22 protein-coding genes and 1 tRNA gene are annotated in these 22194 nt (G+C 75.0%); 19 read left to right on the top strand and 4 right to left on the bottom strand.

The genetic code is table 11. The features are described 5' to 3' along the window. Positions 1-2: 2 nt before the first annotated feature. From tpiA to KJP73_RS17900, 3 genes are all read left to right on the top strand, one after another. Entirely contained in the window at positions 3-791 is a 789-nt protein-coding gene (gene tpiA, locus KJP73_RS17890) for a triose-phosphate isomerase (RefSeq protein ID WP_213284232.1), read from the top strand. A 195-nt stretch (positions 792-986) separates the two neighbouring features. Continuing rightward, complete coding sequence (secG, locus tag KJP73_RS17895) at positions 987-1229, top strand: preprotein translocase subunit SecG (RefSeq protein WP_213284233.1); 243 nt, start codon at positions 987-989, stop codon at positions 1227-1229. A 13-nt stretch (positions 1230-1242) separates the two neighbouring features. After that, on the top strand, positions 1243-1599 hold the full coding sequence (locus KJP73_RS17900; RefSeq protein WP_213284234.1) for an RNA polymerase-binding protein RbpA: 357 nt from the start codon (positions 1243-1245) through the stop codon (positions 1597-1599). Positions 1600-1847: 248 nt separating this feature from the next. On the opposite strand, the gene pgl is transcribed toward KJP73_RS17900, so the two are convergent. From pgl to tal, 4 genes are read right to left on the bottom strand one after another with little or no spacing between them, the layout of a single operon-like run. Then, entirely contained in the window at positions 1848-2630 is a 783-nt protein-coding gene (gene pgl, locus KJP73_RS17905) for a 6-phosphogluconolactonase (protein WP_213284235.1), read from the bottom strand. Beyond that, positions 2627-3544 (bottom strand): glucose-6-phosphate dehydrogenase assembly protein OpcA, encoded by a 918-nt coding sequence (locus KJP73_RS17910; protein WP_213284236.1) that lies wholly within the window; start codon positions 3542-3544, stop codon positions 2627-2629. Before KJP73_RS17910 ends, pgl begins: the two co-directional genes overlap by 4 nt. Continuing rightward, positions 3541-5082 (bottom strand): glucose-6-phosphate dehydrogenase, encoded by a 1542-nt coding sequence (gene zwf, locus KJP73_RS17915; RefSeq protein WP_213284237.1) that lies wholly within the window; start codon positions 5080-5082, stop codon positions 3541-3543. Before zwf ends, KJP73_RS17910 begins: the two co-directional genes overlap by 4 nt. Then, positions 5079-6197, bottom strand: coding sequence for a transaldolase (tal, locus tag KJP73_RS17920; RefSeq protein ID WP_213284238.1), 1119 nt, complete (start codon positions 6195-6197; stop codon positions 5079-5081). The genes zwf and tal overlap by 4 nt, the downstream gene beginning before the upstream one ends. Before the next feature lie 327 nt (positions 6198-6524). On the opposite strand from tal, the gene KJP73_RS17925 reads away from it, so the two are divergent. The 16 genes from KJP73_RS17925 to KJP73_RS18000 all read left to right on the top strand — a co-directional run bounded on the left by KJP73_RS17925 (position 6525) and on the right by KJP73_RS18000 (position 21801). After that, complete coding sequence (locus KJP73_RS17925) at positions 6525-7481, top strand: heme o synthase (RefSeq protein WP_213284239.1); 957 nt, start codon at positions 6525-6527, stop codon at positions 7479-7481. 28 nt (positions 7482-7509) lie between these two features. Continuing rightward, positions 7510-8553 (top strand): site-specific tyrosine recombinase XerD, encoded by a 1044-nt coding sequence (gene xerD / locus KJP73_RS17930; protein ID WP_213284240.1) that lies wholly within the window; start codon positions 7510-7512, stop codon positions 8551-8553. A 29-nt stretch (positions 8554-8582) separates the two neighbouring features. Beyond that, positions 8583-9449 carry a ParA family protein gene (locus KJP73_RS17935; protein WP_213284241.1) on the top strand — a complete coding sequence of 289 codons (867 nt, stop codon included), beginning with the start codon at positions 8583-8585 and terminating at the stop codon, positions 9447-9449. Further along, positions 9433-10374: a segregation and condensation protein A gene (locus tag KJP73_RS17940; protein ID WP_213284242.1), complete on the top strand. Its 942-nt coding sequence runs from the start codon at positions 9433-9435 to the stop codon at positions 10372-10374. Before KJP73_RS17935 ends, KJP73_RS17940 begins: the two co-directional genes overlap by 17 nt. Continuing rightward, positions 10371-11087 (top strand): SMC-Scp complex subunit ScpB, encoded by a 717-nt coding sequence (gene scpB, locus KJP73_RS17945; RefSeq protein WP_249669517.1) that lies wholly within the window; start codon positions 10371-10373, stop codon positions 11085-11087. Before KJP73_RS17940 ends, scpB begins: the two co-directional genes overlap by 4 nt. A gap of 563 nt (positions 11088-11650) precedes the next feature. Further along, on the top strand, positions 11651-12385 hold the full coding sequence (locus KJP73_RS19410; RefSeq protein ID WP_249669519.1) for a pseudouridine synthase: 735 nt from the start codon (positions 11651-11653) through the stop codon (positions 12383-12385). Continuing rightward, positions 12382-13506, top strand: coding sequence for a prephenate dehydrogenase (locus KJP73_RS17955; protein WP_213284244.1), 1125 nt, complete (start codon positions 12382-12384; stop codon positions 13504-13506). Before KJP73_RS19410 ends, KJP73_RS17955 begins: the two co-directional genes overlap by 4 nt. Continuing rightward, entirely contained in the window at positions 13488-14246 is a 759-nt protein-coding gene (cmk, locus tag KJP73_RS17960; RefSeq protein ID WP_213284245.1) for a (d)CMP kinase, read from the top strand. The genes KJP73_RS17955 and cmk overlap by 19 nt, the downstream gene beginning before the upstream one ends. After that, positions 14243-14905 (top strand): lysophospholipid acyltransferase family protein, encoded by a 663-nt coding sequence (locus tag KJP73_RS17965; protein WP_249669520.1) that lies wholly within the window; start codon positions 14243-14245, stop codon positions 14903-14905. The genes cmk and KJP73_RS17965 overlap by 4 nt, the downstream gene beginning before the upstream one ends. Before the next feature lie 48 nt (positions 14906-14953). Further along, positions 14954-16555, top strand: coding sequence for a ribosome biogenesis GTPase Der (gene der, locus KJP73_RS17970; protein WP_213284246.1), 1602 nt, complete (start codon positions 14954-14956; stop codon positions 16553-16555). Next, positions 16552-17733, top strand: a complete 1182-nt coding sequence (locus tag KJP73_RS17975) for a hypothetical protein (protein ID WP_213284247.1) — start codon at positions 16552-16554, stop codon at positions 17731-17733. Before der ends, KJP73_RS17975 begins: the two co-directional genes overlap by 4 nt. Before the next feature lie 73 nt (positions 17734-17806). After that, a complete protein-coding gene (locus KJP73_RS17980) occupies positions 17807-18484 on the top strand; it encodes a GntR family transcriptional regulator (protein WP_213284248.1) in 678 nt (225 codons plus the stop codon). Next, entirely contained in the window at positions 18481-19773 is a 1293-nt protein-coding gene (locus KJP73_RS17985) for an MFS transporter (protein ID WP_249669521.1), read from the top strand. The genes KJP73_RS17980 and KJP73_RS17985 overlap by 4 nt, the downstream gene beginning before the upstream one ends. A gap of 48 nt (positions 19774-19821) precedes the next feature. Then, a tRNA-Pro gene (locus KJP73_RS17990) sits at positions 19822-19895 on the top strand. 227 nt (positions 19896-20122) lie between these two features. Next, complete coding sequence (locus KJP73_RS17995; RefSeq protein ID WP_213284249.1) at positions 20123-20437, top strand: helix-turn-helix domain-containing protein; 315 nt, start codon at positions 20123-20125, stop codon at positions 20435-20437. Further along, complete coding sequence (locus tag KJP73_RS18000) at positions 20434-21801, top strand: type II toxin-antitoxin system HipA family toxin (RefSeq protein WP_213284250.1); 1368 nt, start codon at positions 20434-20436, stop codon at positions 21799-21801. The genes KJP73_RS17995 and KJP73_RS18000 overlap by 4 nt, the downstream gene beginning before the upstream one ends. The last annotated feature ends 393 nt before the right edge of the window (positions 21802-22194 follow it).

The following is a 22194-nucleotide window of genomic DNA, read 5'->3' on the forward strand; positions in this document are numbered from 1 at the left end:
CCATGGCACGTACCCCCCTCATCGCGGGCAACTGGAAGCTCAACCTCGACCACCACGAGGCCGTGCACCTGGTGCAGAAGCTCGCCTGGACCCTGAAGGACGCGAAGCACGACTTCTCGTCCGCCGAGGTCGTCGTCCTGCCGTCGTTCACCAACCTGCGCTCCGTGCAGACCCTGGTCGACGCCGACAAGCTCGAGATCGGCTACGGCGCCCAGGACGTGTCGCAGCACGCGTCCGGCGCGTACACCGGTGAGGTGTCCGCCGCGCAGCTCGCGAAGCTCGGCGTCACCTACGTGGCCGTCGGCCACTCCGAGCGCCGCGAGTACCACGCCGAGTCCGACGCGGTCGTCGCTGCGAAGGCCGTCGCGGCGTTCGGTGCGGGCATCGTCCCGATCGTGTGCGTCGGCGAGGGCCTCGAGGTCCGCAAGGCCGGCGAGCACGTCGCCTACACGCTGGCGCAGCTCGAGGGCTCGCTCGCGGGCGTCACCCCGGAGCAGGCGAAGTCCGTCGTCATCGCCTACGAGCCCGTCTGGGCCATCGGCACCGGCGAGGTCGCGACCCCCGAGGACGCGCAGGAGGTCTGCGAGGCCGTCCGCGGCAAGCTCGCCGAGCTGTACTCGGCCGAGGTCGCCGACGCGGTCCGCGTCCTGTACGGCGGCTCCGTGAAGTCCGGCAACGCCGCGCAGATCATCGGCAAGCCCGACGTCGACGGCGCGCTCGTCGGCGGCGCGTCGCTGGACGCCGAGGAGTTCGCGAAGATCGCGCGCTTCCAGGAGCACGCGGGCGCCTGAGGCACCCAGGCTGCGGGTGCGGGTGACGGTCACCGACCGCCGCCCGCACCCGCACCTGCGTCACCCGCACGCCCCCGACCGGCCTGTCGTGCTGGATTCCACGGCGCGGCGTCGCCTACCCTGGACCGCGATCCACCTGATGACCCCGACCCACCCCGGGCCGGGCCCCCGAAGCCAAGAGAGTCAGACACCGTCGTGACAGCCCTCACCATCGCCCTCCAGGTCGTCCTGGTGGTCGCGAGCCTGCTGCTCGTCCCCCTCGTCCTGCTGCACAAGGGCAAGGGCGGTGGGCTCTCGGACATGTTCGGCGGTGGCATCACCAGCAGCGCCGGCAGCTCCGGCGTGGCCGAGCGCAACCTGAACCGCATCACCGTGGGCGTCGCCCTGGTGTGGGCGGTCGTCATCATCCTGCTCGGCCTCGTCGAGCGCGTCAGCTGAGGGAGTCGGCGACATGGCGAGCGGAAGTGCGATCCGGGGATCCCGCGTCGGTGCGGGCCCGATGGGCGAGGCCGAGCGGGGCGACGCCGCCCCGCGGGTGTGGATCTCCTACTGGTGCTCCAACGGCCACGAGACCCGGCCGAGCTTCGCCGAGGAGGCCGCCCTCGAGGCCCCCGAGCTGTGGGACTGCCCGCGCTGCGGCTTCCCGGCCGGCCAGGACCAGGCGAACCCCCCGTCCCCCGTCCGGAACGAGCCGTACAAGACGCACCTGGCCTACGTGAAGGAGCGCCGCTCCGCCGAGGACGGCGAGGCGATCCTGGACGAGGCGCTGGCCGCGCTCCGCGCCCGCCGCGGCGGCCGGCTCCGCTGACGCTCGCAGCACCCCCGTACGACCCCGGAAGGGCCCCGCAGCGCGAGCTGCGGGGCCCTTCGGCGTCCCTGGGGTGCGGGGGCGCGGAGTGGAGCGTTCGGCCGGGACCCGCCGGGCGTGTCGGGCCGAACGCTCCACTGCGCCCCGGTTGGCACCCGGGATGTCGCGGCGCGGGCCGACCCGGGACGTGCGAAGGGCCCCGCGGCCGGGTGGCTGCGGGGCCCTTCGGGAGTGCGGGCGGGGTGTCGTCAGGACGCGCCGGGGTCGGCGCCGACCTGGGCGACCGCGGCGGCGTCGACGAGCCACAGCGTCGCCTCGGTGCCGTGCGCACCCGCCGCGGGGGTCTGCTCGACGGGGGAGTCGGCGAGGGCTGACGCGACCGCCCCGGACTTCTCGGTGCCCGCCGCGACGACCCACACCTCGCGGGCCGCGCGGATCGCCTCGAACGTCAGCGACACCCGCTCCGGCGGCGGCTTGGGGGAGCCGTGCACGCCGACGGTCGGGACGCCGGTGGTGCCGACGGCCTCGTGCCCGGGGAACAGCGACGCCACGTGCCCGTCGGGTCCCATGCCGAGCATGAGGACGTCGAACGTCGGCACGTCCGCGCCCTCGGGGGCGAACGCGGCGAGCTCGGCGGCGTAGGCAGCGGCCGAGTCCTCCGGGGTCGCGACCCCCGCGGCGGCGTCGAGCGGCCGCACCGGGTGCACGTTCGCGGCGGGGAGCGCGTCGCCCAGCGCGGAGATCAGGGCATCGCGCGCCTGCGTCTCGTTCCGGTCGGGGTCCCCGTCCGGGAGGAACCGCTCGTCGCCCCACCAGAGGTGCACGCCGGTCCAGTCCACCGCCGCGCACGCCGGCGACGCGGCGACGGCGGCGAGCGTGCGGATGCCCACCGTGCCGCCGGTGAGCACCACGTGCACGGGCGCGGCGGCCGACTGCAGGTCGACCAGCCGGGTGATGAGCCGCGCGGCCGTGGCCTCGGCGAGGACCGTCGCGTCCGGGTGCACCAGGACGGTGCGCGGGGCGCCGGTCACGCGCCGACCTTCGTCAGGCCCTTGCGGATGACCTCGCCGTAGACCTCGTCGGCGTCGAGCCGGCGGAGCTCCTCGGCCAGGCACTCGCGCAGCTGGCGGATCGGCAGGGCGATCCGGTGCTCCGGCTGGTCCGGCTGGCGCAGGGCGGCGGTCTTGCCGTCCGGGCGGTCGAGCACGATCGAGCCGGACTTGCGGTCGAGCCGCACCTGCGTGATCGCCGGGGCGTCGGCCTGCCGCTCGATGTCGACCGGGCAGTTCAGCGCGAGCCCGAGCCAGGCGGCCATGAGGTCGACCGACGGGTGCGTGCTCTCGCCGGACACGACCGCGCGCTGCACCGGCTCGAACGGCGGCTGGTCCAGGGTCGCGGCGATGAGGCCGCGCCACAGCGTCGTCCGGGTCCACGCGAGGTCGGTGTCGCCGTCGGAGTAGGTGGTCGCGAGCTGGTGCAGGGCCTTCGACGGGCTGGTCGCCTCGGTGCTGTCGGTGATCCGGCGGCGCGCGAGCTGGCCCAGCGGGTGCTGGGACGGGTCGGCCGGCACGTCGTACGGCCACCACGCGACGATCGGCGCGTCGGGCAGCAGCAGGGGGAGCACCAGGGTGTCCAGGTGCCGGGCCTGCGCGGCCGACGGGTGCAGGAGCACGACCTCGGAGGCGCCGGCGTCCCCGCCGAGGCGGATCTGCGCGTCGAGCTCGGAGTCGGCGCCGGGGCCCTCCTCGGTGAGCACGATGACGCGGCACGGGTGCTCGCGGCTCGCGTCGTTCGCCGCCTCGATGGCGTCCTCGGGGTCGTGGGCGCCGACGTCGATGATGAGCGTCAGCACGCGCCCGAGGGCGACCGCGCCGCCCTCGTCGCGCTCCTGGACCAGCCGCTTGTTGATGTCCCGCGTGGTGGTCTTCGGCAGGTCGATGATCACGGTCGCCTCCAGGCTCGTCCGTCGCGCTCCATCATGCGGTCGGCCGACTCCGGCCCCCAGGTCCCCGCCCGGTACGGCTCGGGCTTGCCCTTGCTCGCCCAGTAGGACGTGATGGGGTCGAGGATCTTCCAGGAGAGCTCGACCTCCTCGTGCCGCGGGAACAGCGGCGGGTCGCCCAGCAGGACGTCGAGGATCAGGCGCTCGTAGGCCTCGGGGGACGACTCGGTGAAGGCGTGGCCGTAGCCGAAGTCCATCGTGACGTCGCGGACCTCCATGGCGGTGCCCGGCACCTTGGCGCCGAACCGCAGCGTGACGCCCTCGTCCGGCTGGACGCGGATGACGAGCGCGTTCTTGCCGAGCTCCTCCGTCGCGGTGGACTCGAAGGGCAGGTGCGGCGCCTTCTTGAACACGACGGCGATCTCGGTGACGCGGCGGCCGAGGCGCTTGCCGGTCCGGAGGTAGAACGGGACGCCGGCCCAGCGGCGGGTGTCCACGTCCACGCGGATGGCGGCGAAGGTCTCGGTGGTCGAGTTCGGGTCGAAGCCGCCCTCGTCCAGGTACCCGACGACGCGCTCGCCGCCCTGCCACCCCGCGGCGTACTGCCCGCGGGCGGTGTGCTTGCCGATGTCCTTCGGCACGCGCACGGCCGAGAGGACCTTGATCTTCTCGGCGGTGAGGTCGTGCGCGTCGAACGTGACCGGCTCCTCCATCGCCGTGAGGGCGAGCAGCTGGAGCAGGTGGTTCTGGATGACGTCGCGCGCCGCGCCGATGCCGTCGTAGTACCCGGCGCGGCCGCCGACGCCGATGTCCTCGGCCATCGTGATCTGCACGTGGTCGACGTAGTTGGCGTTCCAGATCGGCTCGAACAGCTGGTTCGCGAAGCGCAGCGCCAGCAGGTTCTGCACCGTCTCCTTGCCGAGGTAGTGGTCGATGCGGAAGACGTCGTCCGGGTGGAACACCGAGGACACGACCTCGTTGAGCTCGCGCGCCGACTGCAGGTCGTGCCCGAACGGCTTCTCGATCACCACGCGGCGCCAGGCGTCCTCGACGGACTCGGACAGGCCGGAGCGGGCGAGTTGCTTGCACACGACCGGGAACGCGCTCGGCGGCACCGACAGGTAGAACGCGTGGTTGCCGCCCGTGCCGCGGGAGACGTCGAGGTCCTCGACGGTCTGGCGCAGGCGGTCGAACGCGTCGTCGTCGTCGAAGGTGCCCTGGACGAACCGGATGCCCTCCGACAGCTGGCGCCACGTGGCCTCGCGGAACGGCGTGCGCGCGTGCTCCTTGACGGAGTCGTGCACGATCTGCGCGAAGTCCTGGTCCTCCCAGTCGCGCCGGGCGAACCCGGTGAGCGCGAAGCCGGGGGGCAGCAGGCCGCGGTTGGTGAGGTCGTACACCGCGGGCATGAGCTTCTTGCGGGCGAGGTCGCCGGTCACCCCGAAGATCACGAGGCCCGAGGGCCCGGCGATGCGGGGGAGCCGGCGGTCGCGCGGGTCGCGGAGGGGGTTGTGCTCCGCGGTGACCTTCGCGGGCCTCACTCGGTCACCTGGTCCAGGCCGCCGGTGACGGTGTCGAGCAGCTCGGTCCAGCTGGCCTCGAACTTCTCGACGCCCTCGCGCTCGAGCTGGTCGGTGACCTCGTCGATCTCGATGCCGAGCGCCGCCAGGCCGTCGATGACCTGCTGCGCCTCGGCCTGCGTGCCCGTGACCGTGTCGCCGCGGAACTGGCCGTGGTCGGCCACCGCCTGCAGGGTCGCCTCGGGCATGGTGTTGACGACTCCGGCGACGACGAGCTCGTCGACGTAGCGGGTGTCGGGGTACGCCTTGTCCTTCACGCCGGTGGACGCCCAGAGCGGACGCTGCGGCTTCGCGCCGGCCGCCGCGAGGGCCTGCCAGCGCTCGCCGGCGACGACCTCCTCGTAGACGCCGTAGGCGAGGCGGGCGTTCGCGATGGCGGCCTTGCCGCGCAGCTCGGCGGCCTCGGGGGAGCCGATCGCGTCGAGCCGGGGGTCGATCGCGGCGTCGACGCGCGACACGAAGAAGGACGCCACGGAGGCGATCGGCGCGAGGTCGTGGCCGTTGGCCTTCGCCCGCTCGAGGCCCTCGACGAACGCGTCGAGCACCAGGCGGTAGCGCTCGAGCGAGAAGATCAGCGTGACGTTGACGCTGATGCCGTCGGCGAGCACCTGCGTGATCGCGGACAGGCCCTCGCGCGTCGCGGGGATCTTGATGAAGAGGTTCGGGCGGTCGACCGTCGACCACAGCGCGCGGGCCGAGTCCACGGTGCCCTGGGTGTCGTGCGCCAGGCGCGGGTCGACCTCGATCGACACGCGGCCGTCCACGCCGTCGGTCGCGTCGTAGACGGGCCGGAGCACGTCGGCGGCCTCCCGGACGTCGTCGGTGGTGATCGCGAAGACCGCCCCGTCGACGTCGGTGCCCTGGGCGGCGAGCTGCTTGAGCTGCTCGTCGTACGACTCGCCCTTCGCCAGCGCGCTCGCGAAGATCGTCGGGTTGGTCGTGACGCCGACCACGCGGCGCTGGGCCACGAGGTCCTTCAGGTTCCCGGTGCGCAGGCGCTCCCGGGACAGGTCGTCCAGCCAGACCGCGACGCCCGCGTCGGCCACCTGGTCGAGCGGCGTGGTGCCCTCAGTCATCGTTCTTCCACCTCACTCCCGCCCCGGCCACGGACCGGGACGTCGACGGACGGGTGCCCGGTCGGGGGGCCGGGCGCCGCTCACGCCCGGCCCCCGAAGAAGCAGAGCCGAGCGTGCTCTTCGAGCGTAGACCCGCTGCTGGGGCTGTGCCGGTCGGTCCACAGGCCGACGCGCCACGGGGCGACGGACGTCACACCCCTGGGACCGAGGTCCCAGGCGCTGCGGAGCGCCCTCTGCCCGTGAAAGGCACGTACGATGGCTCAGATGATCCGCGGGGCCTCGGTCCGCGCGGGACGACGACGGGCGGAGGACCGGAGCGTGCGCACGATGAGCCCAGCGGCTCCCGCCGGTGCCTCCTCCCGACCCCAGGCCCGTCCCGGCGACGCCGCGCAGGGCCGCACCCTGCGCCGCCGCGTCGGTGCCTACGTCGCGCTGACCAAGCCGCGCGTCATCGAGCTCCTGCTGGTCACCACGCTGCCGACGATGATCCTCGCGCACGGCGGCTTCCCGTCGGTGGGCCTCGTGCTCGCCACGCTGGTCGGCGGCGCTGCCGCGGCCGGGTCGGCGAACGTCCTCAACTGCTACCTCGACCGCGACATCGACCAGGTGATGAACCGGACCAAGCGCCGGCCGCTGGTCACCGGGGAGATCACGCCGCGGGCCGCGCTGCTGTTCGGTCTGCTGCTCGGCGTCGCCTCGCTCGCCTGGTTGGCGCTGGTGGTCAACGTGGCGTCCTCGCTGCTGACCGGGGCCGCGATCCTCATCTACGTCGTCGGCTACACGATGATCCTCAAGCGGCGCACGCCGCAGAACATCGTGTGGGGCGGCGCGGCGGGCTGCATGCCGGTCCTCATCGGCTGGTCGTCGGTGACCGGCGGGGTCTCCTGGGCGGCGGTGCTGCTGTTCGGGGTCATCTTCTTCTGGACGCCGCCGCACTACTGGCCGCTGTCGATGAAGTTCCGCAAGGACTACGCCGCCGCCGGGGTGCCGATGCTGCCGGTCGTCGCCGCCGAGTCGAAGGTCGCGAAGGAGATGATCGCCTACACGCTGGCGATGATCGCCTGCTCGCTCCTGCTCGTGCCCGTCGCGGGGATGACCTGGGTGTACGCGGTCGTCGCGACGGTGCTCGGCGTGTGGTTCCTCTGGTCGTGCATCGGCCTGTACCGTCGCGCCCAGGACCCGTCCCGCGGCAAGCTGCGCGCGATGTCGGTGTTCCACGGGTCGATCACGTACCTGTCGCTGCTGTCGGTCGCGGTGGCGGTCGACGTGTTCCTCCCGTTCTGACGCAGGAGGAACCGGGGAGGTCGGCGGCATGGCGGACGGCCCCGCGAGCCCCGAGGCGCCCGCCGTGCCCGTCGCTCCCGCCCTGCGCGCCGCCCTCGACGGCTACCTCGCGCACCTGACGGTCGAGCGCGGGCTCTCCGTCAACACCCTCGGCGCGTACCGCCGCGACCTCACGCGCTACGTCGAGCACCTGGAGCGCAGCGGCCGGTCGGCGGTGGCCGACGTCGCCGAGGCGGACGTGGAGGACTTCCTCACCGCGGTGCGGACCGGCGCCGACGGCCGGGCCGTGCTGTCCGCGTCGTCGGCCGCCCGCGCGGTGGTCGCCGTCCGCGGCTGGCACCGGTTCTGCGTGCTGGAGGGCCTGAGCGCCGCCGACCCGGCCCGCGCGGTGCGCCCCCCGCAGCAGCCCCAGCGGCTGCCCAAGGCCATCTCGACGCACGACGTCGAGCGGCTCCTGGAGGCCGCGTCGCTCGGCGACGGGCCGGTGCCGCTGCGCGACCGGGCGCTGCTGGAGCTCGTGTACTCGACGGGCGCGCGGATCTCCGAGGCGGTCGGGCTCGACGTCGACGACCTGGACCTCACCGAGGGGCGCGCCTCCGTCCGGCTGTTCGGCAAGGGCAGCAAGGAGCGGGTCGTCCCGGTCGGCGCCTACGCCGTCGAGGCCGTGGAGGCCTACCTGGTGCGCGCGCGCCCGGCGCTGGCCGCGTCCGGGCAGATGAGCCGCAGCGGCGGTGCCGTGTTCCTCAACACCCGCGGCGCCCGGCTGTCCCGGCAGAGCGCGTGGGCGGTCCTGCGCACCGCGGCGGAGCGGGCGGGCCTCGACGGCGCCGCGCACGTCTCGCCGCACACCCTCCGGCACTCGTTCGCCACCCACCTGCTGGCCGGCGGGGCGGACGTCCGCGTCGTGCAGGAGCTGCTGGGGCACGCGTCCGTCACCACGACGCAGATCTACACGAAGGTGACGCCCGACACCCTGCGCGAGGTGTACGCGACGAGCCACCCGCGCGCCAGGCGGGGGAGCGCCACCGGAACCGCGACGCAGCGCGCCGCCACCGGCGCGGGGAGCCGCTGACCCGGGTCGCGCTCCGGTAAGTTGTGCGGGTGGCACGCGAGGAGACGACCGAGACCGTTCTCGACCCGGTGGGCAGGGCACTGCCCGACTTCCCCGTCCCCGCCCCCCTCGCCGCGCACGGCCCCGCCCGCGTGATCGCGATGTGCAACCAGAAGGGCGGCGTCGGCAAGACCACGACGACCATCAACCTGGCAGCCGCCCTCGCGGAGTACGGCCGGCGGGTGCTCGTCGTCGACTTCGACCCGCAGGGCGCCGCGTCCGTCGGCATGGGCGCGAACCCGCACGAGCTCGACCGGACCGTGTACGACCTGCTGGTCGACCGGCACGTGCAGATCGCCGACCTGATCCTGCCGACGTCGACCCCCGGCGTCGACCTGCTCCCGGCGAACATCGACCTGTCCGCCGCCGAGGTGCAGCTGGTCAGCGAGGTCGCCCGCGAGTCGATCCTGTCCCGCGTGCTGCGGCCGGTGCTGGACGACTACGACGTGGTGCTCGTCGACTGCCAGCCGTCCCTGGGCCTGCTGACGGTGAACGCCCTGACCGCCGCGCACGGCGTGCTCATCCCGTTGGAGTGCGAGTTCTTCGCGCTGCGCGGCGTCGCCCTCCTGGTCGAGACCATCGAGAAGGTCCGCGACCGGCTCAACCCGCGCCTCGAGGTCGACGGCATCCTCGCGACCATGTACGACCCGCGCACGCTGCACGCCCGCGAGGTCGTGGCCCGCGTGTACGAGGCGTTCGGCGACACCCTGCTGCACACCGTCATCGGCCGGACCGTGAAGTTCCCCGACGCCTCGGTGGCCGCCGAGCCGATCACGACCTACGCGCCGACGCACGCCGGGGCGCACGCGTACCGGCAGCTGGCCCGGGAGCTCGTCGCCCGTGGCGACGCCGCCTGACACGGCCGCGCCGGCGGCCCCCGCCGCACCAGCCGAGCAGCCCGCCGCGCCGGTCGGCTCCAGCGCCTTCGAGGTGCACCTGGAGAACTTCTCCGGGCCGTTCGACCTGCTGCTGGGGCTGATCTCCAAGCACAAGCTCGACATCACCGAGGTGGCACTGGCCGCCGTGACGGACGAGTTCATCGCCTACATCCGGGCCGCCGAGCGGTCCGTGCCGGGCGGCGGGCGCACCTGGGACCTCGGGCAGGCGAGCGAGTTCCTGCTCGTGGCGGCGACGTTGCTCGACCTCAAGGCCGCGCGGCTGCTGCCCGCGGGGGACGTCGAGGACGCCGAGGACCTCGAGCTGCTGGAGGCCCGGGACCTGCTGTTCGCGCGGCTGCTGCAGTACCGGGCGTACAAGGTCGTCGCCGCGGACATCGGCGCGCGCCTCACCGAGCAGGGCAAGCGGTACCCACGCACCGTGCAGCTGGAGCCGCACCTCGCCGCGATGCTGCCGGAGCTCGTGTGGAAGATCGGGCCCGCGGAGCTCGCCGCGCTGGCCGCGAAGGCGCTCGCGCCGCCGCCCCCGCCGCCGGGTGTCGACATCAGCCACCTGCACGCGCCGGCCGTGAGCGTCCGGGACCAGGCGGCGCTGCTGGCCGACCGCCTGCGGCACGGCGGGGCCACCACGTTCCGCGCGCTCACCGCGGACGCCGGCTCCACGCTCGTCGTCGTCGCGCGGTTCCTGGCGCTGCTCGAGCTGTTCCGGGAGGGCGCCGTCGGGTTCGAGCAGGTGACGCCCCTCGGCGAGCTGACCGTCCGGTGGACGGCGACGGGCGAGGGGGACGTGGCGGTGACGACGGACTTCGACGAGGGCGACGACGGGCCGGCCGCCGACACCGGCGACGCGGGCACCGGGGGACCGGACGAGGGGACGGACGCATGACCGAGGACGCGACCGCGGTGGACGAGATGCGGGCGGAGGCGACCGCGCCGGACGCCGAGCGCGAGCCGGGCGCCGAGCCTGCCCGCGCCGGCGAGGCGCCGCGCCCCGACGAGCCCGTGCCGGACGTCGAGGACCTGCCCGGCGGCGCGCTCGCCGCGCTGGAGGCCGTGCTCATGGTCGCCGACGAGCCGGTCCCGGCCGTCCGGCTCGCGACCGTGCTGGGGCTGCCGACGCCGGACGTCGAGGGGCTGCTGGCGACGCTCGCCGCCGAGTACCGCGGGGAGCACGGCGGCCGGGCCCGCGGGTTCGAGCTGCGGCAGGTCGGCGACGGCTGGCGGATCTACTCCGCGCCGGTGTACCACCAGGTGGTAGGGCGGTTCGTGCTCGACGGGCAGTCCGCCCGGCTGACGCAGGCGGCGCTGGAGACCCTGGCCGTCATCGCCTACCGTCAGCCGGTCACGCGCGGGCAGGTCTCGGGGGTCCGCGGGGTCAACGTCGACGGCGTCGTGCGGACGCTGACGGCGCGCGGGCTGGTCGCCGAGGCGGGGACGGATCCGACCACTGGTGCGGTCCTGTACCGGACCACGGGATACTTCTTGGAGCGGATGGGCCTCACGGACCTCGAGGAGCTGCCCCCGCTCGCCCCGTACCTGCCCGACATCGATGCGTTCGAGGGCCTGGACGGGGCCGACGGTACGACAGGAGACGTGTGATGAGTGCAGCAGGACAGGGCGGCCGGGGCCGTGGCGGAGCGGGCGGCGGAGGCGGCGCGCGCGGAGCCGGTGGCGGTGCGGCGGGCCGGTCCGGAGGATCCGGCCGGCCGGGTGCCGGCGGACGCCCCGGCGGTGGCGGCGCGGGCCGCCCGTCGGGTGGTCGGCCGGGCGCCGGTGGCGCGGGGGGCGCGGGTCGCTCCGGCGGTGCGGGCGGCGCGGGTCGCTCGGGCGGTGCGGGCGGCGCAGGTCGCTCCGGCGCGCCGGGGGGCCGGGTCGCCGGTGAGCGGCGCGGCGGCCCCGGCCAGGGCGGCTGGCAGGGCGGCGGTCCCGGCGGCGGCTCGGGCCAGGGGCGCAGCGGCGGCCAGGCCGGCGGCCAGGGCGGCTGGCAGGGCGGCGGCTCCGGCGGCGGCTCGGGTCAGGGGCGCAGCGGTGGCCAGGGCGGCGGGCGTCCCGGCGGCGACCGGCGCAGCCCCGCGGGCGGCATCGGCCGTCCCGGCTCCAAGTGGCCCTCCCGCCCGTCGCGCCCGGCGGCACCCCGCCGCCGGTCGGAGCCGACGGTCGACGTGCACGACCCCGAGGGCGTCCGGCTGCAGAAGGTGCTCGCGCAGGCGGGCCTCGGTTCGCGCCGCGCGTGCGAGGAGCTGATCTCGGCCGGCCGCGTGTCGGTGGACGACCAGGTCGTGACGGAGCTCGGTGTGCGCGTCGACCCGCTCACGTCGGTCATCCACGTGGACGGCCTGCGCCTGCAGCTCGACCAGTCGATGATCACCATCGCGCTGAACAAGCCGCTGGGCGTGGTCTCGACGATGCACGACCCGGAGGGGCGCCCGTCGCTCGCCCAGTTCGTGCAGGGCCGTGAGGAGCGGCTGTTCCACGTGGGCCGGCTCGACGCCGACTCCGAGGGCTTGATCCTGCTGACGAACGACGGCGAGCTGGCGAACCGCCTGTCGCACCCGTCGCACGGCGTCACCAAGACGTACCTCGCGACGGTCGACGGCCGGGTGTCCGGCGGCATCGGCGCGCGGCTGCGCAAGGGCATCGAGCTCGAGGACGGCGTCGTCGCGGTCGACGACTTCCGGCTGATCGACCAGACGCCGCAGGCGAGCCTGGTGGAGATCGTGCTGCACGAGGGCCGCAACCGCGTGGTCCGCCGCCTGCTCGAGGAGGTCGGGTACCCCGTGACCCGGCTGCTGCGCGTCCAGATCGGCCCCATCAAGCTCGGCGACCTGCCCCCGGGCCGCACCCGCGTGCTCGGGAAGGCGGAGGTGGGCTCGCTGATGACCTCGGTGGGCATGTGACGGCGGCGAACGGCGGGGTCGCGACCCGCGGCCCCGTCCGCGTCGTGGGCACCGGCCTGCTGGGCGCGTCCGTCGGGCTCGCGCTGACCACCCGCGGCGTCGACGTGACGCTGCACGACCCGTCCCGCACGGCGCTGGCCCTCGCGCGCGACGTCGGCGCGGGCCGGCCGGCCGGCGACGGCGACCCGGAGCCCGCGCTCGTCGTGGTCGCGGCGCCGCCGGACGTCACGGCCGACGTGGTGCGGGCCGAGCTCGCCGCGCACCCGGACGCCGTCGTCACGGACGTGGCGAGCGTCAAGGGCTACGTGCTGGCCGAGCTGCGGGCCGCCGGCGCGGACCTCACGCGCTACGTGGGGTCGCACCCGATGGCGGGGCGGGAGCGCTCCGGCCCGGCCGCGGCGGTGCCGGACCTGTTCGTGGGGCGGCCGTGGGTCGTCGTCGGCTCGGGCGAGTCCCGGCCCGAGGCGCTGCTGGCGGTGCGGGCGCTCGCCACCGACCTGGGCGGGGTGCCCGTCACGATGGACGCCGACGCGCACGACGCCGCGGTCGCCGTGGTGTCGCACGTGCCGCAGGTCGCGGCGAGCCTGGTCGCGGCGCGGCTGCGGGGCGCGGAGCCGGACGCCCTCGGGCTGGCCGGCCAGGGGCTGCGGGACGTCACGCGCATCGCGTCGTCGGACCCGGCCCTGTGGACGTCGATCCTCGCGGCGAACGCCGAGGCCGTGCGGGACGTGCTCACCGGCCTGCGGGCGGACCTGGACGAGGTGCTGGCCGCCCTGGGCAGCGCCGCGCAGGCCTCCGGGCCGGAAGACGTCGAGCTCGGGGCCCTCGCGCGGATCGCGCGGCTGCTCGCGGACGGCAACGCCGGGGTCGGCCTGGTGCCCGGCAAGCACGGCGGCGCACCGCGCCGGTACGCGGTGGTCACGGCGCTGGTCCCGGACCAGCCCGGAGAGCTCGCCCGCCTGCTGACGGACGTCGGCGCGGCGGGTGTGAACCTGGAGGAGCTGCAGCTCGAGCACGCGGCGGGACGGCCCGTCGGCATGGCGTCGGTGTCCGTGGACCCCGCGCGCTCGGCGCACCTGGAGGCGGAGCTGACGGCCCGCGGATGGAGGTTGGTCCGGTGACGCGCGACGACGCGGCGACGGAGACGGGCGCCCGGCGCCCGGTGGTGGTGGCGATCGACGGGCCGTCCGGCTCGGGGAAGTCGACGGTGTCCCGGATGGTCGCCGAGCGGCTCGGGCTCGCGTACCTCGACACGGGCGCGATGTACCGGGCGGCGACCTGGTGGGCGCTGCACCGCGGTGTGCCGCTGACGGACACCGACGCGGTGGCCGAGCTGGTCCGCGGGATGCCGCTCGTGATGGGTGTCGACCCGCGGCAGCCCGGCGTGCACGTCGACGGGCACGACGTCGGCGAGGCGATCCGCGAGACGGCGATCTCCGCCGCGGTGAGCGCCGTCGCGACGAACCTGGAGGTCCGGGCGGAGCTCGGGCGCCGGCAGCGGGACGAGATCGCGGCGCAGGCGGCGTCCTCGTCGTTCTCCGGCGGGCGCGGCGTCGTCGCCGAGGGCCGGGACATCACCACGGTGATCGCTCCCGACGCCGACGTGCGGCTGCTGCTCACCGCCAGCGAGGAGGCCCGGCTCGCCCGGCGCGCCCGCGAGGTGCACGGCACGGCGGACGCCGCCGCGGTGGAGGCCACCCGCGACCAGGTGGTCCGCCGGGACGCGGACGACTCGACCGTCTCGCAGTTCCTCGTGGCCGCGGACGGCGTCGTCACCGTCGACTCCTCGGAGCTCGACCTGGAGCAGACCGTGCAGGCCGTGCTCGACGTCGTGGCCCGCACCGCGGACCTGCACGCGTGACCGGAGGCGAGCCCGTCCGGGACATGCCGGCGTGGGCGCGGGGGATCGGCCGGGTCCTCGCGCACGGGGTGTGGGACGCGCGCGTCGTCGGGGCGGAGCACGTGCCGGCCGAGGGGCCGGTGCTGTTCGCGGCCAACCACACGAGCGTGGTGGACGGTCCGATCCTCGCCGGTGTCGTGCCGCGGCCCGTGCACATCCTCGTCAAGGAGGAGATGTTCCGCGGCCCGATCGGCGCGGTCCTGCGCGCGTCGGGGCAGATCCCGGTGGACCGCACCGGCGGCGGGCGAGCGGCGCTGACCGCCGCGCTGGGGGTGCTGCAGCGCGGCGGCGCGGTCGGGGTGTTCCCGGAGGGCAACCGCGGGCGCGGCGACGCGGCCAGCGCCCGGGCCGGGGTGGCGTGGCTCGCGGTGAACGGGCACGCGCCGGTGATCCCCGTCGCGATGCTCGGCACCCGGCGCACGGGGGAGTCCGTCGGGCACATCCCGGGGCTGCGCCGGCGGCTGCACGTCGAGCTGGGCGCGCCGGTCCACGTCGAGCGCCGTCCGGGGATGTCCCGCCGGGACGTGACCGCGGCGGCGATCGAGGAGATCCGCGACGCCCTCTCGGCCCTGGTGGCCGACGCCTCGGCCCGAGCCCGGTTCGAGCTCCCCACGGACTGAGCGGGGCGCGGTTCGTCGCCGGGCGCGCGGTCAGGGACAATGGTGCCCATGCGTGACAGCGAGCCGGCCCAGCCGACCACCAGCGGACCCGTCGAGGACGAGATCGTCGACCTCGACGAGCAGGTCGCCGGGGACCCCGGCGGCGCCGAGCCGATCGACGCCGAGCCGATCGACGCCGAGCCGTTCGACGGCACCGACGTGACGACCGAGGCCGACGACGACGCCGCGCGGGAACGGGCGCTGCGGGCCGGCCTCGCCGACTACGACCTCGAGGACGAGGACGTCGCGCTGCTGTCCGGCGAGGGCGGCGAGCTCGACGAGGACGGCGCCTACCAGGTGCTGCCCGTGCTCGCGGTCGTCGGGCGGCCGAACGTCGGCAAGTCCACCCTGGTCAACCGCATCCTCGGGCGCCGGGAGGCCGTCGTCGAGGACAAGCCGGGTGTCACGCGGGACCGCGTGTCGTACCCGGCGGAGTGGTCCGGCCGCCGGTTCACCCTGGTCGACACGGGCGGCTGGGAGGTCGACGTCGCGGGCATCGAGGCGCGCGTCGCCGAGCAGGCCGAGGTCGCGATCTCGCTGGCCGACGCCGTGCTGTTCGTCGTCGACGCGACCGTCGGGCCCACCGCCACCGACGAGCGCGTCGTCCGCCTGCTCCGCAAGTCCGGCAAGCCGGTCGTGCTCTGCGCCAACAAGGTCGACGGCCCGCGGGTCGAGGCCGACGCCGCCGAGCTGTGGAGCCTCGGCCTCGGCGAGCCGCACCCCGTCTCGGCGCTGCACGGCCGCGGCACGGGCGACCTGCTCGACGCCGCGATGGCCGCGCTGCCCACGGTGTCCCAGCACGGGACCGCCCGCCCCGGCGGCCCGCGGCGCGTCGCGCTGGTCGGCCGGCCGAACGTCGGCAAGTCCTCGCTGCTGAACAAGGTGCTCGGCACCGACCGCGTGGTCGTCGACGACGTCGCCGGCACCACGCGCGACCCGGTCGACGAGCTCGTCGAGCTCAAGGGCGTCCCGTACTGGTTCGTCGACACCGCGGGCATCCGCCGCCGCGTGCACCAGACGTCCGGCGCCGACTTCTACGCCTCGTTGCGCACGCAGGCCGCCATCGAGAAGGCCGAGGTCGCGGTCGTGCTGCTCGACGCGTCGCAGCCGCTCACCGAGCAGGACACGCGCGTCATCCAGCAGGTCATCGACGCCGGGCGCGCCCTCGTGATCGCGTACAACAAGTGGGACCTCATGGACGAGGACCGCCGGCCGTACCTGGAGCGCGAGATCGAGAAGGAGCTCGTGCAGATCCAGTGGGCGCCGCGGGTGAACCTCTCTGCGCGCACCGGCTGGCACACGGACCGCCTGGTCCCCGCGCTGACGAAGTCCCTGGAGTCGTGGGACACCCGCGTGCCCACCGGCAAGCTCAACGCGTTCCTGGGCGAGCTCGTCGCCGCGCACCCGCACCCGCTGCGCGGCGGCAAGCAGCCCCGCATCCTGTTCGCCACGCAGGCGTCGACCCGCCCGCCGCGGTTCGTCATCTTCGCCAGCGGGTTCCTCGAGGCCGGCTACCGCCGGTTCATCGAGCGCCGCCTGCGCGAGACCTTCGGGTTCGAGGGCTCGCCGATCTCCATCTCGGTCCGGGTGCGGGAGAAGCGCAAGCGGTGACCCGCGCGGCCCGCGGTGCGGGTGAGCAGCTCGAGCGGGCGGGCGCGCCGGGGACCGGCGTGGCCGCCCACCGGCCGCTGCTCGCCGGCCGCTCGCCGGTCCTCGTGCTGGGCCTGCCGCGCGACCCGGCCGGGCCGCGGCACGTCGCCGGGTTCCTGGCCGTCACCGTCCTGACCGTGCTGGTCACGCGGGGCGCGCTGGCCCTCACCGGGTTCCCGCAGCTGGGCGGCGGTGGGCTGCACATCGCGCACGTCCTGTGGGGCGGGCTGCTGATGGCCGTCGCCGTGGTCGCCGTGCTGTCGTGGGCGGGACCCGTCGTGCGGCCTCTGGCGGCGCTGGTCGGGGGCATCGGGTTCGGGCTGTTCATCGACGAGATCGGCAAGTTCGTCACGTCGGACAACGACTACTTCTACGAGCCGACCGCGTCGCTGATCTACGTCGTCGTCGTCCTGCTCGTGCTGGTGGGTGAGACGATCCACGGGCGCCGGGCGCGCGACCCGCACGAGACCCTCGCCGCCGCGGCGGACCTCGCGGTGGCCGGGCTGGCGGGTGGCTTCTCGCACCGGGCGCGCCGGCAGGCCCGCGAGCTCGCCGACGCGGCGGGCGACGTGCGCGGCGCCGCCGAGGTGCGGGCGCTGCTCGACGCCGTCGAGGACGACGCGCGGGAGCTGCCCGACCCGATCAGCGCGGTGTCCCGGGCGGTCGTCGCCACGTCGCGGCGGATCGTGCGCGTGCGCTGGCTGCCGCGGGTCACCGTCGGCGTGCTGGCGGTCGCCACCCTGTACACCGTCGGACGGGGCGTCGTGCTCGTCGCGTCCGGCGTCGACCTGCCGTGGTGGGCGCTCGTCGGGATGCTCGCCAGCGGTGCGGCTTCCCTCGTGTGCTCCGCCGTCGGGCTGCGCCTGGTCGGGCGGGACCGACGGCGCGGGTACGAGTGGTTCCGGCGCGCCGTGCTGGTGAACCTGCTGCTGACGCAGATCTTCCTGTTCCGGGTCGACCAGTGGAGCGCCGTCACGGGGCTCGTCATCGACCTCGTGCTGCTCGGGGTGGTCGCCGCCGAGCTGGACGTGCTGCGGGGCCGCACCGGCGGGGACGGCAGCGCGGCGGACGCCGCGGCCCGGGACACCCGCACCGCCGGCACCGCCGGCACCGCCGGCACCCCTCGCGCCGCCCGCTGAGGCGTGGCCGTCCGCCGTCCACGCCTCGGACGTGCTTCGCATCAGAGATGCAAAAGAGATACATGTAAGAACCATGCAGTCGCCTCCCGCCGTCCCCGCCGCCGACCTCGCGTACCGCCACGTCAAGGACGCGCTCCTGTCCGGGCGGCTCCCGGCGGGGGAGATGGTCAGCGAGGGGGACGTCGCCGCCGAGCTGGCGATGAGCCGCACGCCGGTGCGGGAGGCGTTCCTGCGGCTGTCGACGGAGGGGTGGCTGCGGCTGTTCCCGAAGCGCGGCGCCCTCGTGGTGCCGGTGGCGCCGGGGGAGGCGGAGGCGGTCGTCGACGCGCGGGTGCTGCTCGAGTCGCACGCCGTCGACGTGGTCGTGGGGTCGGACGCGGCACGGGACCGGCTCGTCGCCGAGCTGCGGGGGCTGGTCGACGCGCAGCGCGCGGCCCTCGCCGCGGGCGACCTGGACGCGTACGCGACGCACGACGCGGCGTTCCACCTGGCGGTCGTCGCGGCCGGCGGCAACCCGGTGCTGACGGACTTCTCCGTCACGCTCCGCGAGCGGCAGCGCCGGATGGTGGCGCTGTCCGTGGGCGCGCGCGGTGAGCGGGCGCCGGAGTTCGTCGCCGGGCACGAGGGGCTCGTCGCGGCGATCGAGGCCGGGGACGCCGCAGTGTTCCGCGACCGGCTGCGGGCCCACCTGCACGAGGCGCACCTGCAGCGCGCCGGTGCGGGCCCGGACCGGGCGGAGGTGGCCCGGTGACCGCGCCGGGTACGACCTCGGACCTCGCTCCGGCCACGGCGTCGACCACGGCCCGGGTGGTCGGCGGCGGCACGGGCGTGGCCGCCCGCACCTGGCTGCGCGTCGGGGCGCTGATGTTCGCGGTCGCGTGGGGCGGCAACGAGTTCACGCCGCTGCTCGTCATGTACCGGGAGGTCAGCCACCTGTCGGTCCTGACCGTCGACGCGCTGCTCGCCGCCTACGTGGTGGGCATCGTCCCCGCGCTGCTCATCGGCGGCCCGCTGTCCGACCGGTACGGCCGGCGGCCGCTGCTGCTGCCCGCGGCCCCGCTCGGCATCGTCGGATCGCTGGTGCTGGCGCTCGGTCCTGCCTCGGTGCCGGCGCTGGCGGCCGGGCGGGTGCTGTCCGGGCTGGCGCTCGGGCTGGTGATGGCCGTCGGCACGACGTGGGTGGCGGAGCTGTGCGCGGCGGCGGGATCCCCGCAGGCGGGCGCGCGCCGGGCGTCCCTCGCGCTCACCGCGGGGTTCCTGCTCGGCGCCGGCATCGCGGGCGTGCTCGCGCAGTGGGGACCGTGGCGGACCGGCACGCCGTACCTCGTGCACGCCGTGGTCACGGTCCTCGCCGGCCTCGCGGTGCTCACGGTCCCGGAGACGCACCCGGTGCAGCCCGGCGCGCCGCGGGGGCGGCTGCGGGACGACCTGCGCGTCCCCGCCGTGGGGCACCGCCGGTTCCTGCGGGTCGTGCTGCCGCTTGCGCCGTGGGTGTTCGGGGCCGTGGGCAGCGCGTACGCGGTGCTGCCGGGCCTCATGCGAGCCCGCGCCGGCGGCGTCCCGATCGCCTTCTCCGCCCTGCTCACCGTCGTCACCCTCACGGTCGGGTTCGCCGTGCAGTCGGTCGCCCGCCTCGTCGACACCCGGCACAGCGCCCGGGCGTCCGTCGTCGCCCTGGCCACCCTGGTCGTCGGCATGGGGCTCGCCGCCCGGGCCGCCGCGACCCTCGCCCTGCCGATGGTCCTGGTCGCCGCCGCCGTGCTGGGTGCCGGCTACGGGCTGGCGCTCGTCGCCGGGCTCTCCGAGGTGCAGCGCATCGCGACGCCCGACGACCTCGCGGGCCTCACGGCCGTGTACTACTCGGCCGCGTACCTCGGGTTCTTCGTCCCGGCGGTCCTCGCGTGGCTGTCGACGCGGTGGGCCTACCCGCAGATGTTCCTCGCCGGCGCGGTCGTCGCCGCCGGCTGCCTGGCGGTCGTCGCCGCCGCGTGGCGCGCCCACCTGCCCGCGGGGGACAGCGGGACCGTTCGCATGCGGTAGAGTTTCCGAGGCTCCTGCGGGGGCCGTGATGGTCCCTCCGAGGGCCATCGGGCTGTGGCGCAGCTTGGTAGCGCACTTGACTGGGGGTCAAGGGGTCGCAGGTTCAAATCCTGTCAGCCCGACGTAGAGTCGCAGGTCAGAGGCCGTTTCCGGATCACCGGAGGCGGCCTCTCGGCGTGTCTGGAGGGCCCTTGCCCAGCGGGTCCGATGCTGCCGTCCGGCGGGCGACGACGCTCACGTGCCCGTCGCACCACGTGCCGGTGCGAGGACTAGTACGCCTACCGTAAGCCCAAAAATACTGTGCTTTATGGCCCAAAAGGCGTATGATTCCTGGCGTTAGGAGGCGATCATGGCGACATCTCGCACGCCCACCGCGGTGAGCCGGTCCCTGCGCGCCCTCGGCGAGCACCTGCGGACCTGGCGAAAGCTCAACGGCATCACCCAGGTCCTGGCCGCTGAGCGGGCCGGGATCTCGGTCGCCACCCTGCGCTCCATCGAGCAGGGGGAGTCCGCCAGCACCGAGAGCGTGCTGCGCCTGGCCCGGGTGCTCGGCGTCCTGGACGACCTCACCGCAGCGCTCGATCCCATGAACACCGACCGCGGCCGAGCGCGCGCCGGCGACCGGCTCCCCGAGCGGGTGCGGACCCCGCGAGGTGTCCGATGACCGGCCCGGTGACCGTGCACGTCGTCCTGCCCGACGGCGAGGAGGTCGAGGCCGGCACTCTGCGCACCCATGCCAGCGGCCGGAACGAGAGCGCCACCTTCGTCTACGCCGAGGCCTTCCTGCGCGACCGGCGCGCCTACGCCATCGACCCGGCACTGCCCCTGCAGCCCGGGCCCTTCCACACCGGCGGGGAGCCCGTGTTCCGGTCGATGGCCGACTCCGCGCCCGACCGATGGGGGCAGGGCCTGCTGCGGCGCGCCGAGCGCTCCCGCGCCGATGACGCCGGCGCGACCCCGCGCACTCTGCTCTCGGCGGACTTCCTGCTCGGCGTGCACGACGAGCTGCGCCAAGGAGCGCTGCGCTACACCCGCGACGGTGAGTACCTCTCGCCGGCCGACCGCGGCGTGCCGCGCCTGGTCGACCTGCCCCGCCTGCTCGACCTCACCGACCGGATGCTGGCCGACCCCGACCTCGACGCCGGTCTGCGCGACCTCGTCGACGCCGGCGGGTCTCTCGGCGGTGCCCGGCCGAAGGCTGCCGTGCGGGACCACGCCGGGGCGCTGCAGATCGCGAAGTTCCCGCGCAAGGGCTCCGACGACTGGGACGTCATGGCGTGGGAGAAGGTCGCGCTCGACCTGGCCGCGCGTGCGGGGATCGCCGTGCCGAACTCCGCGCTGATCACCGTCGCAGGGCGCAACGTCCTGGTGCTGGACCGCTTCGACCGAGACGGTGACCGGCGGATCGGCTACGTGTCGGCGATGACGATGATGGAGGCGCACGAGCGCACCGACGACCTGTCCGCGGTCGAGCTGGCCGAGGAGATGGAGACCGGCTCGGCCGCGCCCGAGGAGGACCTGCACGAGCTGTTCCGCCGCTGCGTGTTCAGCGCGCTGATCAACAACACCGACAACCACCTGCGCAACCACGGGTTCCTGCGCCGCCAGGACGGATGGGTGCTCAGCCCCGCGTTCGACATGAACCCCGACCCCGAGGGCTCCACCCCGGCGATGCCGATCGTTCCCGGCGGCGGCGACCTCTCCGACGCCGTGGAGCTCGCCGACGCGTTCCGTCTCGACCGAGCCCAGGCGCTCGAGCAGATCGGCCAGGTCGCGGCGGCGGTCGGCCAGTGGCGGGACCTGGCCGAGAGCATGGGCATCCACGGCAGCGAGATCACCCTGATGCGCCGAGCCTTCGACAACCCAGACGCCGCACACGCAGCCCAGCTCGTCGAGGCCGCCGGGAGAGCCAGCGCGCCGGCGCCGCGGCCGGCAGCAGGAGGTCGGGCACGCGTGCCGGCGGGCGTGCGCACGGGCGGGCAGTTCACGTCCCGTCAGCGTGGCGAGTCTGACGCACAGCTGGGCTGAGGGAATCACTCCTCGTCCCAGGAGGTCCCGCAGTCGGTGCAGTGCCGCGCGGGGCGGCCACACCGCGGTCGGTGCACGCGCACCGGTGCTCGTCCTCGGAGCAGCGTCCGCCAGCCCGAAGCGTCCCGAGTTGCACTGGCCGACCGTAGCGAGTGCGTCCTGAAGCGGTCGTTTGCGGACGCCAGGCTGAGGTCGGACGACCTGTGGCGTTAGTCAGTAAGTGTCGCGACTGTTCAAATGCTCACTGGCGCGGCGGGAGTCTGGTGGGCACGCGTTGTGTGGCTGTAAGGAGTGGGTGCGAGTTCCGTTGAAGCGACCTCGCGGGCGCAGTCTGCCCGGTAGCGTCGAGACAACCGGGCAGTGAGGGGAATCGTGCAGCAGAGGCAGTCGTCC

The sequence above is a fragment of the Cellulomonas hominis genome (assembly GCF_901521055.1).
In the GTDB taxonomy this organism is placed as follows: domain Bacteria; phylum Actinomycetota; class Actinomycetes; order Actinomycetales; family Cellulomonadaceae; genus Cellulomonas; species Cellulomonas endometrii.